This is a genomic window from Flavobacterium sp. AED, assembly GCF_000812945.1.
In the GTDB taxonomy this organism is placed as follows: domain Bacteria; phylum Bacteroidota; class Bacteroidia; order Flavobacteriales; family Flavobacteriaceae; genus Flavobacterium.
Map to the genome: position 1 here is coordinate 732,272 of NZ_JSYM01000001.1, position 13,796 is coordinate 746,067.

Consider the following 13,796-nt stretch of genomic DNA (forward strand, 5'->3'; position numbering starts at 1 on the left):
AAAACAAAAGACATTAAGTATACACTCAATGTCTTTTAGTATTTGACGTAAATTTAAGTTTTATTTTTTAATAAGTCCCAAATCTACTAAACGTTCGTATAAATAAGCTCCTGCAGTAATATCTTCAAATTTCTTTGGGTTTTCTGCATCAATACAGTTCTCCAAACAATCTAATTTCATATCACTTACCGGATGCATAAAAAACGGAATAGAATAACGTGAAGTTCCCCATAATTCTCTCGGAGGATTTACTACTTGATGAATCGTAGATTTTAACTTGTTATTGGTATGACGCGATAACATATCGCCCACATTAATTACCAATTCGTCAGGTTCAGCAATGGCATCAATCCATTCACCATCATGATTTTGAACTTGTAACCCTCTTCCTTGCGCTCCCATCAATAAAGTAATCAAATTGATATCGCCATGAGCAGCCGCACGAATGGCATTGGCTGGCTCAGAAGTAATAGGTGGATAATGAATAGGTCTTAAGATTGAATTTCCATCTTTGGCATAATTGTCAAAATAAAATTCATCCAAACCAAGATGCAAAGCCAAAGCTCTCAGGACATAAACACCTGTTTTTTCCAGCATTTGGTAGGCTTCTTTACCTACCACATTAAAACGAGGCAATTCTTTTACTTCAACATTTTCAGGGTATTCTGAAGCATATTTGGAATCTTTGGATACATATTGCCCAAAATGCCAAAACTCTTTTAAATCCCCTTCTTTTCTGCCTTTGGCGTGCTCAGTTCCAAAAGAAACATAGCCTCTTTGTCCGCCAATTCCAGGAATTTCATAACTACGCTTTGTTTCCAATGGCAAAGTGAAAAAATTTCTGATTTCACCATACAATTCATCAACCAACTGGTCGCCTAAAAAATGCCCTTTGAGTGCTACGAAGCCAATATCTTCAAATGCACTTCCGATTTCATTTACAAATTTTTGTTTACGTTTCGGGTCGTCCGAAAGGAAATCACGCAAGTCAACACTAGGAATGTTTTGCATACTTTTAAAATATTTTTTTATAACTTACAACGTCTAAAAACCTTGCAGATACAAATGTAAAGAATAATTTTATATCTGTATTTTAAAAATCACAAACAAAATAAAAAAATATAACAAAATAATACTAAACTGTTATATTTTTTTATCTTTGAACCATATAATAAAACCGAAAAAATGACTTTTGACCGAAAAAATCTTACTGACGATCAATTATTAGATTTATATAAAAGAATACTGAAGCCAAGACTGATAGAAGAAAAAATGTTGATACTAATTCGTCAGGGAAAAGTATCCAAATGGTTTTCAGGGATTGGACAAGAGGCTATTTCTGTAGGAGTTACGGCAGTTTTAGATTCTGATGAGTATATTTTACCAATGCACAGAAATCTAGGTGTTTTTACAGGAAGAAACATTCCATTGTACCGATTGTTTTCACAATGGCAGGGCAAAGCCAATGGTTTTACTAAAGGCCGTGATCGAAGTTTTCACTTTGGAACCCAACAATATAAGATTATTGGAATGATTTCGCATTTAGGACCTCAATTAGGAGTTGCAGACGGAATCGCTTTGGCCAATAAACTTAAGAAAAACGGAAAAGTTACCGCTGTTTTTACTGGTGAAGGCGCTACCAGTGAAGGTGATTTTCATGAAGCTTTAAATATTGCTTCCGTTTGGGAATTGCCAGTTATGTTTGTAATAGAGAATAATGGTTACGGACTATCGACACCTACAAATGAACAATACCGTTGCGAAAACCTAGCCGATAAAGGAAAAGGATATGGAATGGAAAGCCATATTATTGATGGTAATAATATTCTGGAAGTCTATAATTTGTTATCTGAATTGAAAGCTTCGATGAAAGAAAATCCACGTCCTGTTTTATTGGAATTCAAAACCTTCAGAATGCGCGGACATGAAGAGGCGAGTGGCACTAAATATGTTCCACAAGAGTTAATGGATATGTGGGCAATCAAAGATCCAGTGGAAAATTATAAAAAATATTTGACCGAAAACGGAATTCTTACAGCCGATTTTGACGCGGCTTTACATGCTGAAATAAAGGCAACCATTGATGAGAGTTTAGCTGTTGCCAATGCGGAGCCTGAGATCGAAGCTACATTAAGTGAAGAATTAAATGATGTTTATAAACCATATACATTCGAGAAAGTTAAACCATCAGAAGAAAAAGAAAATATTCGTTTTATTGATGCCATTTCTACTAGTTTGAGGCAATCAATGGAACGTCATGAAAATTCTGTTATCATGGGCCAAGATATTGCTGAATATGGTGGTGCTTTCAAAATTACCGATGGTTTTGTAGCGCAGTTTGGCAAAGAGCGGGTTATCAATACACCTATTTGTGAAAGTGCAGTGGTTTCGGCTGGAATGGGATTATCGATTAATGGATACAAAGCGATTGTGGAAATGCAATTTGCTGATTTTGTTTCAACAGGATTCAATCCAATTGTGAATTTATTGGCCAAATCACATTACCGTTGGTTAGAAAAGGCTGATGTTGTGGTAAGGATGCCTTGCGGTGGCGGAACACAAGCTGGTCCATTTCATTCGCAAACCAATGAAGCTTGGTTTACCAAAACACCAGGTTTAAAAGTAGTTTATCCCGCATTTCCATATGATGCCAAAGGGCTTTTAAATACTTCTATAAACGATCCGAATCCAGTATTATTCTTTGAACACAAGCAATTGTACAGAAGCGTTTACCAAGACGTTCCTACCAATTATTATACAATTCCATTAGGAAAAGCGGCTTTATTGAAAGAAGGAAATCAGGTTACTATAATTTCCTTTGGTGCAGCGGTACATTGGGCTTTGGAAACGTTAGCTAAAAACCCTGAAATCTCAGCTGATTTACTCGATTTAAGAACCTTACAACCTTTGGATACAGAAGCAATTTTCGCATCGGTAAAGAAAACAGGAAGGGTAGTGATTTATCAGGAAGACAGTATGTTTGGCGGAATTGCCAGCGATATTTCGGCAATGATAATGGAAAATTGTTTCAAATACCTTGATGCTCCTGTAAAACGCGTGGCGAGTTTAGACACGCCAATTCCATTTACAAAAGCATTGGAAGATCAATATTTGCCGAAAGGCAGATTCGAAAATGATTTGAAAGAATTATTGAATTACTAATATTTGAACTTAATAGAATTAGGTTATTTTTAGAATCAAAACTCTAAAAATAACCTAATATCCAATAGATTATTATAAAAATAATAATTGTTCCAAAACAGCCACCACCTAATTTTTTGGCGCCGTAACCTGCAAGTATCGTTTTGAAAAATCCATTCATAATTTCAATTGTTAAGTGTTCTTTAAAAGTAATGAATATTTTTTAAACGCAGTGTTTTAGTTCAGTTCCATAAATATTTTCTTAATCAGCGCTATTTCTTCCTGATACATTGTTTTTTTTCTGGTTGCAAAATAGAGTGTGTTTTTTAGTGGAGTTTTTCCTTCCCAAATCATTTTAATGGAACCATTATCAATTTCTTTTCGGCAAAGAAAATCAGGAACAACAGCCAGTCCCTTGCCACTGCTCAAACAACGCACGATAGAATTTAGATTAGGAACAATATAATTAGGTCTGAAATCTGGGTATTTATTAAAATTTAACTGCCAAAAACGTCGTAAATGTTCCATATCTCCAGTGGTTCCATACCATTTTTGTTGTTTTAACCAAAGTTCAATTTCTTCTATACTTTCATTTTTTTCTATTGAATTGAATTCCAAATTATCAATTTCGCTACCGCCAACAAGTACAATAGTTTCGGAAGAAAATACCTGATATTCAATCGTGTTTTTGATCACCATCTGTGGCGTAATGATTAAATCTAGAATCCCTTTTTCTAAACTTTCCACCATTTCCGGATATTCACCAAACTGAATGATAACATTAAATGGCAAGGTTGAAATATACTGTTCCAGAGTAATTTGAAAAGTTTCAAAACACATACCTACACTTATCGTAGGGGTATTTTTCTCGGTACTTCTTTGAAAATTTTTTTCGGCTTCTTCCAGTTTGGTTAATGCTTCAATTATAAAATTATAAAGTACTTTTCCTTTTTCGGTAGGAACCATTTTTCGGCCTGTTCGGTCAAATAATTTATAACCCACATAGTTTTCCAAAGAACTCAAATGTAAACTCACTCCTGGTTGGGAAATAAATAAGACTTCTGCGGCACTAGTCAACGTTCCTGTTTTATAAACCGCTTTAAAGGTGCGATACCATTCTAAATTCACCATAGCTATTATAATTATGATACAAAGGTATGAATTATGTTATTTTAATAATAGGTTTTCTCGTTCTAACTTTGCATCATCAAATTAAAAATACAAATCATGACAAAAATATTTATAATTAATGGCGGACAAAAGTTTGGCCATTCCGGAGGTAGATTCAATGAAACCATTTCGAACGAAACCTTGAATTTTTTCAAAAACAATAACGATTTTGAAATAAAAACAACAAATATCAATGACGATTACAATCCTGCTGCAGAAGTTGATAAATTTGTTTGGGCAGATGTAATCATCTATCACACACCAATATGGTGGTTTCAATTGCCTCACGGATTTAAAAAATACATAGATGTGGTTTTTACTGAAGGTCACGCAAAAGGGATTTACAAAAGTGATGGACGATCTTCAGAAAATCCAACGATTAATTATGGAACAGGAGGAATGCTTCATGGCAAAAAATATATGTTAACCACATCTTGGAATGCGCCAAAAGAAGCTTTTACTTTGCCAGGAGAATTTTTTAACCAGCACAGCGTTGATGAAGGACCATTATTTGGTTTTCACAGAATGAATGCTTTTACAGGAATGAAACCATTGCAAAGTATGCATTTTCATGATATTGAAAAAAATGCGGATGTAGACAATGATATTAAATTGTATCATAAACATTTAACACAACTATTTTTAAATTAATTATGACAATAAATCTAACAGTAATCATAAAAAGCAAACCGGAAAGTATAGAGACATTGAAATCTCTTTTACTTGATATAGTTCAAAATTCCATAAAAGAAGCCGCTTGTCTTCAATATGATTTGCATCAAAGTCATAATGAACCAAGCACCTTTATTTTTCATGAGATTTGGGAAAATCAAGACGGATTGGATAATCATAATCGACAGTCTTACATTCAGTCGTTTTTCGAAAATTCGAAACTACTTTTACAGGAAACACCGATTCTTTATAAAACAGAGAAATTAGGATAATAAAATGGCTATCAGAAATGATAGTCTTTTTTTTGCCAATGATTATTTATTGAGAAAATAAATTTGCAAAATGCGCTGTATTTGAAGATATTATAAAAAAATAATAATAAAAGGAGGTTTATAACCTCCTTTTTATGGCATACAATCTTATCGATTACTCAATTTTGCTTTTTCCTTAATGATATCACTGATTTTTCGGTTTTCAATTTTACTTTCGAGCCAAGAGATAATATCAAGATAAAGAAAAGCTCTTTTTTCGTAAGTATTTTTTTCCAATTCGATAAATCGCTCTCTCATTTTTACAAACTCTTTTTTGATATCACTAGGGTAAATAGAGTTTAGGTTTTTCATGAATCGCATAATTTCCTTTTGAACCTCATGTAAGTCATTCATTTTCAATAAAAACTTGTAGGTATTTTTCAATTGGTTTTCTAAGTAATAATCTTTGCCTAATTCGTAATGAGCTATCAGACAAAGAATCCTAGAAAAGCACATTAAATCTTCCCGCATTGAAAGATTTTTGTTATTTATGATTTTTTCTAAATAAAATATACATTCATTATATTTTTCATTACCAAAATAAATAGAAGCGATTTTATAGTAAAACAACATTTCGTGATGTTCATCAAGATGTTCACTATGTAATTTTAATTTGTCTAAAATTTCGGGAATTAAGTATTCACTTTCAGCAAAAGTGCCTTCTAAAATATGATAATTTAATTTGTTATTGTACAAATACAAAAATGATAAAGAAGCTATATTATCATTCACCGGAAAACGAGGATCACTGATAGTCTCTTCGAGTAAAACCAAATATTTTTTAAAATTTGATTTGTATTTAAGCATGTATAAAGACTCCAATAAATAATGGTTTCCTTTGAGGAAAAACACTGGATTTAGATAAATCATATTGGGGTTATCATAAAAAAGATTAACCCATTTGTAAGCATATTTATAACTGGCTAAAAAGTCCTGCACTAAGAAGCTATGCCAAAGATTGGCATTATAAAACCAGTATTTTTCACGAAATCCAAATTTTTTCTCGTCAAATTTAGAAATGTGTTTATTGAAATAGTCGTCTATATATTTATACTCCTCGTCACTCTTTACATAACCTGTTTTGAGCATAATACCGTATAACTGCAGCGATAAATTGGATAATTTACTGGAAATAGTATTGCGATAATTCAATTCTTTGGCCTGAATAACTAACTCATCGGCGCGTCCTTGAATACTTCGCGTAATGTATTGTGATTCAATTAGTTTTTCGAATTCTACAATCTCATACGCCATGAGTTTTTCGTCATTTTCTAATGCCAGAATCTTTGTTTTATCCAAAATTTTTAAACTTTGCTTGTACAAACCTTTATTGTACAATATAGCTGCAAAATCAATTTGCTCTCTTAGTTGATAGCGAATATTTTGACTCGGAATATTCAATCGAATACTCACTAAAATTTGTTTGTATAAATAGGACTTCAGGTTGGATAATTGTACTTTTTTAATGATACCGCTTTTCAAAATAAGTTTCTCATCATACACTTCTGATTTATCTAAAATATTGAATAATTCGATGAATTTTGTATTTGAACTTGTCTCGAGTCGGCTCGCAAAAATCTTAAATTGTCTTTTTTCAGACTTTGAAAGGGATTTTATTAATACAAATAAGAAATCTTTTTGATGGTTAGCCATTGTAAAATATTGTGGTCTAATTGTTTGTTAATCAATATATTATAAAGTTTTAATTCTCTTTATAAGCAGTATATTTCGTTAAAATGAGTTTTATATTAAAGTAATGAAATATAAATTTGTTATCGAGATGTGAAATTACATTAAATAAATGAAAATGAATAGAGAGAAAGTTCAAATTTTTGATACCACTTTAAGAGATGGAGAACAGGTCCCAGGATGTAAACTAGATACCAATCAAAAACTCGTTATAGCAAATCGCCTAGACGAAATGGGTGTTGACATTATTGAAGCTGGTTTTCCTGTTTCTAGTCCAGGTGATTTTTTATCTGTTTCTGAAATTAGTAAAATTGTAAAAAATGCAACTGTTTGTGGTTTAACCAGAGCAGTGAAAAATGATATAGATGTTGCTGCAGCTGCTTTAAAACATGCTAAAAAACCACGTATTCATACTGGAATTGGAACTTCAAATTCACATATAATACACAAATTAAATACTACTAGAGAAGATATTATCGCTAGAGCAAAATTTGCTGTTTCACATGCTAAATCGTATGTCGAAGATGTAGAATTTTATGCTGAAGATGCTGGTAGAACTGATAATGATTTCTTGGCAAGAGTTTGTGAAGAAGTAATAAAATCAGGTGCTACAGTACTTAATATTCCTGATACTACCGGGTATTGCTTACCGGAAGAATATGGTGCTAAAATAAAATACCTAAAAGAAAACGTAAAAGGTATTGAAAATGTTATTCTTTCTTGCCATTGTCATAATGATTTAGGAATGGCAACTGCTAATTCTATTGCTGGTGCGGTAAACGGAGCAAGACAAATAGAATGTACTATAAATGGAATAGGAGAAAGAGCCGGAAACACTGCACTTGAAGAAGTGGTAATGATTTTTAAACAACATCCTTATTTAAATCTATATACTGATATCAATACGAAACAGTTGAATGAAATGAGTCGTTTGGTTTCTGAAAGTATGGGAATGATGGTGCAACCAAATAAAGCGATTGTTGGTGCTAATGCTTTTGCACACAGTTCAGGAATTCATCAGGACGGTGTGATTAAAAACAGAGCAACTTATGAAATCATGGATCCTTTGGATGTAGGTGTCAATGAGTCTTCAATAGTTCTTACTGCTAGAAGTGGTAGAGCAGCATTGGCATACAGAGCAAAAAAAGTAGGATATGAACTTACTAAAGTACAATTGGATGTAGTTTATATTGAGTTCTTAAAATTTGCCGATATCAAAAAAGAAGTTTTAGATGATGATATTCATCAAATTATTGAAGCTTGTAAAATACAAAGTGATTTAATAAGAAGTTAATAAAAGCACTATTTACAATAGTATAATTATATAAAAAACTAAACCATGAATTTAAAAATAGCAGTATTGCCAGGAGACGGAATAGGACCAGAGGTGACCTTACAGGCAAAGAAAGCTTTATATGCTATAGGTGTGGTATATGATCATGAATTTGTTTTTGAAGATGCTCTTATGGGAGCTGTTGCCATAGATAAAACCGGAAACCCTCTTCCGGAACAAACGCTTAATCTTTGTCTTAATACGGATGCAGTTTTGTTTGGCGCTATTGGTGATCCAAAATACGACAACAATCCCAGTGCTAAAGTTCGTCCGGAGCAAGGTTTATTAAAATTGAGAAAAGAATTAGGTCTTTTTGCAAATATCCGACCTATAAAACCATATAAGTCATTATTAGATTCTTCTCCTTTAAAAAGAGAAATAATCGAAGGTGCTGATTTTACTATTTTCAGAGAACTTACCGGAGGTGTTTATTTTGGCGAGAAAAAATTGAACGATGCTGGTACAATAGCTTCTGATTTATGCGAATATTCAGAAGAAGAAATCACCAGAATTACTCATTTGGCTTTTAAAGCTGCGCAAAATAGACGTAAAAAAGTAACGATGGTGGATAAAGCTAATGTGCTTGAAACTTCTCGTTTATGGAGAAAAGTAGTTAAAACAGTAAGCGAAAATTATCCTGATGTACTATTGGATTTTCTTTTTGTTGATAATGCTGCGATGCAAATCATCTTAAATCCAAAACAATTTGATGTCATTTTGACCGAAAATTTATTTGGAGATATATTATCTGATGAAGCCAGTGTAATTACAGGTTCTATAGGATTATTGGCTTCGGCATCATTAGGAAATAAAAATGCGCTTTTTGAACCTATTCATGGTTCTTATCCGCAAGCAAAAGGGAAAAACATAGCTAATCCAATTGCTTCCATATTATCAGCAGCAATGCTTTTAGAACATTTTGGACTTCATAAAGAAGCTAAAAAAGTGTATGAGGCAGTAGAAAAAGCGATTGAATATAATGTTGTGACAGTAGATTTGAAAGCAGATTCAAAATTTGGTACGAACGAAGTTGGAGATTTTATTTCGAATGTCATTTTAAGCAAAGATGATTTATATTTTAAAAGTGACAATGTCCAAATAGGACAATCGACTATTGTTTAACAAAACAATGATCAAAGTGCATTTAATAATTGAAAAGTGCTTATAATTTTAAGGTTGTATTTTTTTGTTCTGTTTGTTTTTCATACTTTTGAAGCAAATAAAAAAAATGAAAATCGTAACTATTATTTCTTCAATTATTAATGTCAATGTGGTAATCACATGTGCAGTAGGAATGTTATAGATATAATTAAAAAAATATTTAAAACCTTCCAATTATTTTGGAAGGTTTTTTTTTGGAATAAATTTAAAAAATACAGAAACAATCATATAATGGAATTAAATAAATACAGCAAAACAATCACCCAAGACGAAACACAGCCAGCTTCTCAAGCAATGTTTTACGGAATTGGCTTGACAGAAGAGGATCTTAAAAAAGCGCAGGTAGGAATTGTGAGTATGGGTTACGACGGAAATCCTTGTAACATGCACTTAAACGATTTGGCTAAAGATATTAAGACTGGCGTCTGGAAAGAAGATTTAGTGGGTTTGATTTTTAATACTATTGGTGTAAGTGACGGTATTTCTAATGGTAATGATGGAATGCGTTTTTCTTTGGTTTCTCGTGATGTAATTGCGGATTCTATTGAAACAGTTATGGGAGCGCAATGGTATGATGGTATGATTGCTGTTCCAGGTTGTGATAAAAATATGCCAGGAGCGCTAATGGCTATGGGTAGAGTAAATCGCCCTTCTATTATGGTTTACGGAGGATCAATTCACCCAGGAAAATGGAAAGGTGAAGATTTGAATATTGTTTCTGCTTTTGAAGCATTAGGAAAAAAATTCAGCAATTCTATTACACCTGAAGATTTCAAAGGAGTAATACAAAATGCTTGTCCCGGTGCAGGTGCTTGTGGTGGAATGTACACTGCTAACACGATGTCATCAGCAATTGAAGCATTAGGAATGAGTTTGCCTTACAGTTCTTCTAATCCTGCTTTGAGTCCGGAAAAGAAACAAGAATGTGCTGATGCTGGTAAAGCAATCAAAATATTACTAGAAAAAGATATTAAGCCTAGAGATATCATGACTCGTAAAGCATTTGAAAATGCAATTACTATGGTAGCAGTTTTAGGTGGTTCAACAAATGCAGTGATGCACTTAATTGCAATGGCTCACGCTGTAGGTATTGAACTCACATTAAAAGATTTTCAGGATATCAGCGATAAAACACCATTATTAGCCGACTTGAAACCAAGTGGTAAATACTTAATGGAAGATTTACATAATGTAGGAGGTGTTCCAGCGGTAATGAAATATTTATTAAAAGAAGGTTTCTTACACGGTGAATGTTTGACAGTAACAGGTAAAACAATAGCGGAGAATTTAGCTTCAATTCCTGATTTACATGATGGTCAAGAAGTGATTCATGAAATCCAAAAAGCATTGAAAGCTACTGGAAATATTCAAATTCTATACGGAAACTTAGCTTCAGAAGGTTGTGTAGCTAAAATTAGCGGAAAAGAAGGAGAGTTTTTTGAAGGTACAGCAGTAGTTTATGAAAATGAAAAAGATGTAATTAAAGGAATACAAGGAGGTGAAGTTAAGCCTGGAAACGTAGTGATTATTCGTTACTGTGGTCCAAAAGGTGGCCCTGGTATGTCTGAAATGTTAAAACCAACATCTGCTATTATGGGAGCTGGTTTAGGAAGTACTGTCGCTTTGATTACTGACGGACGTTTCTCTGGAGGTTCTCACGGTTTTGTGGTAGGACACGTTACTCCAGAAGCCTATGAAGGTGGAGGAATTGCATTGATAGAAAACGGTGATGTGATTACAATTGATGCTGTGAAAAACACTATCAATATGAAAATATCTGACGAAGAATTGGCAAAACGTAAAGCCAACTGGGTTCAACCAGAATCACCAATTAAACAAGGAGTGTTACTTAAATATATGCGTTCGGTCTCCAGTGCCTCTGAAGGATGTGTAACCGATAAATAATCCCCCTAAATCCCGAAGGGGAAATATAAAATAGGGTTTGGACTTTTATTTGAAAGTAAAAAATAAGAATACTATATCAATCTCAGATGTCTCTCTTTTTTAGAGCCCCGAAGTTTCGGGAGAGATGAGAAAAAATAATAAACGTACCCATGGGAACAAATAAAATATCAGGCGCAGAAGCCGTTATTAGATGCTTATTAGAAGAAGGAGTAGACCTAGTTTATGGTTATCCAGGAGGTGCCATAATGCCGGTTTACGACGAATTATATAAATTTCAAGATCAATTACAGCATGTTTTAGTACGTCACGAACAAGGTGCTACACATGCCGCTCAAGGATTTGCAAGAGCAACAGGAAAAGTTGGAGTTGCAATAGCTACTTCAGGCCCTGGAGCAACAAATCTTGTAACTGGAATTGCCGATGCTCAAATTGATTCAACACCAATGGTTTGTATTACAGGTCAGGTAGGGAAACATTTATTGGGTTCAGATGCGTTTCAGGAAACTGATATTATTGGAATTTCGACTCCAGTAACCAAATGGAATTATCAAATTACCGAGGCACATGAAATACCTGAAATCATTGCAAAAGCATTTTATATTGCAAGATCAGGTCGTCCAGGTCCAGTTTTAATTGATATTACAAAAAATGCTCAATTTGACGAAATTGAATTTAGTTATAAAAAATGTACTAGCATTAGAAGTTATAATCCTAAGCCAACTTTAGACATTGAAAAAATTGCAGCGGCTGCGGAACTCATTAATAATGCAAAAAAACCATATATCGTTTTTGGTCAGGGAATTATTCTTAGCGAAGCGGAAGAACAATTAAAAGCATTAGTTGAAAAATCTGGAATTCCTGCTGCTTGGACTATTTTAGGACTTTCGGCATTGCCAACAGATCATCCCTTAAATGTAGGAATGTTAGGAATGCACGGAAATTACGGACCTAATCTATTAACAAACGAATGTGATGTTTTGATTGCACTTGGAATGCGTTTTGACGACCGTGTGACTGGAAATTTAGCCACTTATGCAAAACAAGCCAAAGTTATTCACTTCGAAATTGATCCGTCGGAGATAGATAAAAATGTAAAAACAACTGTGGCCGTTTTAGCTGATGTCAAAGAATCGCTAACTGCCTTACTTCCTTTAATCAAAAGTAATACACACGAATCTTGGCACAATGAGTTCAAGGAAATGTATAAAATTGAACTAGAAGAGGTAATCAATGACGAGTTAAAACCTAAGAAAGAAGGAATTTCTATGGGTGAAACTATCGAAATGATTAACAAACATTCTAAAGGGGATGCTATAATTGTACCTGATGTAGGACAACACCAGATGTTTGCCTGTCGTTATGCTAAATTTAATTCGACAAAAAGCATCATTAATTCCGGAGGTTTAGGAACGATGGGATTTGCTTTACCGGCTGCTATTGGTGCCAAAATGGGAATGCCGGAACGTGAAGTGGTTGCTATTATTGGAGATGGTGGTTTTCAAATGACTATTCAGGAATTAGGAACTATTTTTCAAACTAAAGTTCCTGTAAAAATTGTTGTTTTGAACAACGAATTTTTAGGAATGGTGCGTCAGTGGCAACAATTGTTTTTTGACAAAAGATATGCTTCTACGGAGATGATCAATCCTAATTTTATAGCGATTGCTGAAGGTTATTATATTAAAGCAAAAAAAGTAACCAAAAGAGAAGATTTAGATGCGGCCGTTGCTGAAATGATGGCTTCAAAAGAATCGTACTTCCTTGAAGTTATGGTAGAAAAAGAAAATAATGTATTCCCAATGATTCCAACTGGAGCATCGGTTTCTGAGATGAGATTAAGTTAATATTATGGAAAATAAAACATTCACCATTTCTGTTTATTCAGAAAACAACGTTGGCTTATTAAACAGAATATCAGGAATATTCTTGAAACGCCATATCAATATATTAAGTCTAAATGTATCCGAATCAGAAATAGAAAATGTTTCCAGATTCATCATTGTAGTGGATACAACTGAAAAATGGGTGAAAAATATTGTAGGTCAAATCGAAAAACAAATCGAAGTAATCAAAGCATTTTATCATGTTGATGAAGAAACTATTTTCTTAGAAAGTGCTTTATTCAAAATACATTCGAGTTTGTTATTTGATGAAAGACAAATACAAAACATCATTAAAGAAAGTCATTCGGAAATCGTCACAGTATCAAGAGACTTTTTTGTGATTTCAAAATCTGGAAGACGCTCTGAGATTGAAGAACTATATGAAAAATTAAAACCTTTCGGAATCATGCAATTTGTACGTTCAGGGAGAATATCGGTTTCCAAAGAAAAAATGGAAATATCAACTTTATTAGAAGAGCTTAAATAGAATTCATTTTGCAGTAACACTTTATAGAGCGCTATTGCAGCAAT

Annotated in this window: 11 protein-coding genes; 8 read left to right on the plus strand and 3 right to left on the minus strand. The window is 33.4% G+C overall.

Annotated elements, in window-relative coordinates:
* Positions 1 to 60: 60 nt before the first annotated feature.
* A complete protein-coding gene (locus OA85_RS03325; RefSeq protein WP_039108078.1) occupies positions 61 to 1,011 on the minus strand; it encodes an isopenicillin N synthase family oxygenase in 951 nt (316 codons plus the stop codon).
* Between the two features lie 174 nt (positions 1,012 to 1,185).
* Here OA85_RS03325 and OA85_RS03330 point away from each other — a divergent pair, with 174 nt between their 5' ends.
* Complete coding sequence (locus OA85_RS03330) at positions 1,186 to 3,162, plus strand: thiamine pyrophosphate-dependent enzyme (protein WP_039108079.1); 1,977 nt, start codon at positions 1,186 to 1,188, stop codon at positions 3,160 to 3,162.
* Between the two features lie 216 nt (positions 3,163 to 3,378).
* Here OA85_RS03330 and OA85_RS03340 read toward each other — a convergent pair whose 3' ends face one another.
* Positions 3,379 to 4,272, minus strand: coding sequence for a LysR family transcriptional regulator (locus OA85_RS03340; RefSeq protein ID WP_039108082.1), 894 nt, complete (start codon positions 4,270 to 4,272; stop codon positions 3,379 to 3,381).
* A 96-nt stretch (positions 4,273 to 4,368) separates the two neighbouring features.
* Here OA85_RS03340 and OA85_RS03345 point away from each other — a divergent pair, with 96 nt between their 5' ends.
* Positions 4,369 to 4,962 (plus strand): NAD(P)H-dependent oxidoreductase, encoded by a 594-nt coding sequence (locus tag OA85_RS03345; protein ID WP_039108083.1) that lies wholly within the window; start codon positions 4,369 to 4,371, stop codon positions 4,960 to 4,962.
* Positions 4,963 to 4,964: 2 nt separating this feature from the next.
* Positions 4,965 to 5,255, plus strand: a complete 291-nt coding sequence (locus OA85_RS03350) for a putative quinol monooxygenase (protein ID WP_039108084.1) — start codon at positions 4,965 to 4,967, stop codon at positions 5,253 to 5,255.
* Positions 5,256 to 5,402: 147 nt separating this feature from the next.
* Here OA85_RS03350 and OA85_RS03355 read toward each other — a convergent pair whose 3' ends face one another.
* Positions 5,403 to 6,947 (minus strand): hypothetical protein, encoded by a 1,545-nt coding sequence (locus OA85_RS03355; RefSeq protein WP_039108085.1) that lies wholly within the window; start codon positions 6,945 to 6,947, stop codon positions 5,403 to 5,405.
* A gap of 154 nt (positions 6,948 to 7,101) precedes the next feature.
* Here OA85_RS03355 and OA85_RS03360 point away from each other — a divergent pair, with 154 nt between their 5' ends.
* The 5 genes from OA85_RS03360 (at position 7,102) to ilvN (ending at position 13,752) form a co-directional block, all read left to right on the plus strand.
* Positions 7,102 to 8,277, plus strand: coding sequence for a 2-isopropylmalate synthase (locus tag OA85_RS03360; RefSeq protein ID WP_082014141.1), 1,176 nt, complete (start codon positions 7,102 to 7,104; stop codon positions 8,275 to 8,277).
* Positions 8,278 to 8,322: 45 nt separating this feature from the next.
* Positions 8,323 to 9,438, plus strand: coding sequence for a 3-isopropylmalate dehydrogenase (gene leuB, locus OA85_RS03365; protein ID WP_035672497.1), 1,116 nt, complete (start codon positions 8,323 to 8,325; stop codon positions 9,436 to 9,438).
* 270 nt (positions 9,439 to 9,708) lie between these two features.
* The gene (ilvD, locus tag OA85_RS03370) at positions 9,709 to 11,382 is read left to right on the plus strand and encodes a dihydroxy-acid dehydratase (RefSeq protein ID WP_039108086.1); all 1,674 of its coding nucleotides are present in this window, start codon (positions 9,709 to 9,711) and stop codon (positions 11,380 to 11,382) included.
* A gap of 149 nt (positions 11,383 to 11,531) precedes the next feature.
* Positions 11,532 to 13,226, plus strand: coding sequence for a biosynthetic-type acetolactate synthase large subunit (gene ilvB / locus OA85_RS03375; protein WP_039108087.1), 1,695 nt, complete (start codon positions 11,532 to 11,534; stop codon positions 13,224 to 13,226).
* 4 nt (positions 13,227 to 13,230) lie between these two features.
* The gene (gene ilvN, locus OA85_RS03380) at positions 13,231 to 13,752 is read left to right on the plus strand and encodes an acetolactate synthase small subunit (protein ID WP_039108088.1); all 522 of its coding nucleotides are present in this window, start codon (positions 13,231 to 13,233) and stop codon (positions 13,750 to 13,752) included.
* Positions 13,753 to 13,796: the final 44 nt, after the last annotated feature.

Bases quoted from the DNA above. Each gene is read 5' to 3' on its own strand.
- OA85_RS03325 (WP_039108078.1), bottom strand. From the start codon at position 1,011: ATGCAAAACATTCCTAGTGTTGACTTGCGTGATTTCCTTTCGGACGAC.
- OA85_RS03330 (WP_039108079.1), top strand. From the start codon at position 1,186: ATGACTTTTGACCGAAAAAATCTTACTGACGATCAATTATTAGATTTA.
- OA85_RS03340 (WP_039108082.1), bottom strand. From the start codon at position 4,272: ATGGTGAATTTAGAATGGTATCGCACCTTTAAAGCGGTTTATAAAACA.
- OA85_RS03345 (WP_039108083.1), top strand. From the start codon at position 4,369: ATGACAAAAATATTTATAATTAATGGCGGACAAAAGTTTGGCCATTCC.
- OA85_RS03350 (WP_039108084.1), top strand. From the start codon at position 4,965: ATGACAATAAATCTAACAGTAATCATAAAAAGCAAACCGGAAAGTATA.
- OA85_RS03355 (WP_039108085.1), bottom strand. From the start codon at position 6,947: ATGGCTAACCATCAAAAAGATTTCTTATTTGTATTAATAAAATCCCTT.
- OA85_RS03360 (WP_082014141.1), top strand. From the start codon at position 7,102: ATGAATAGAGAGAAAGTTCAAATTTTTGATACCACTTTAAGAGATGGA.
- leuB (WP_035672497.1), top strand. From the start codon at position 8,323: ATGAATTTAAAAATAGCAGTATTGCCAGGAGACGGAATAGGACCAGAG.
- ilvD (WP_039108086.1), top strand. From the start codon at position 9,709: ATGGAATTAAATAAATACAGCAAAACAATCACCCAAGACGAAACACAG.
- ilvB (WP_039108087.1), top strand. From the start codon at position 11,532: ATGGGAACAAATAAAATATCAGGCGCAGAAGCCGTTATTAGATGCTTA.
- ilvN (WP_039108088.1), top strand. From the start codon at position 13,231: ATGGAAAATAAAACATTCACCATTTCTGTTTATTCAGAAAACAACGTT.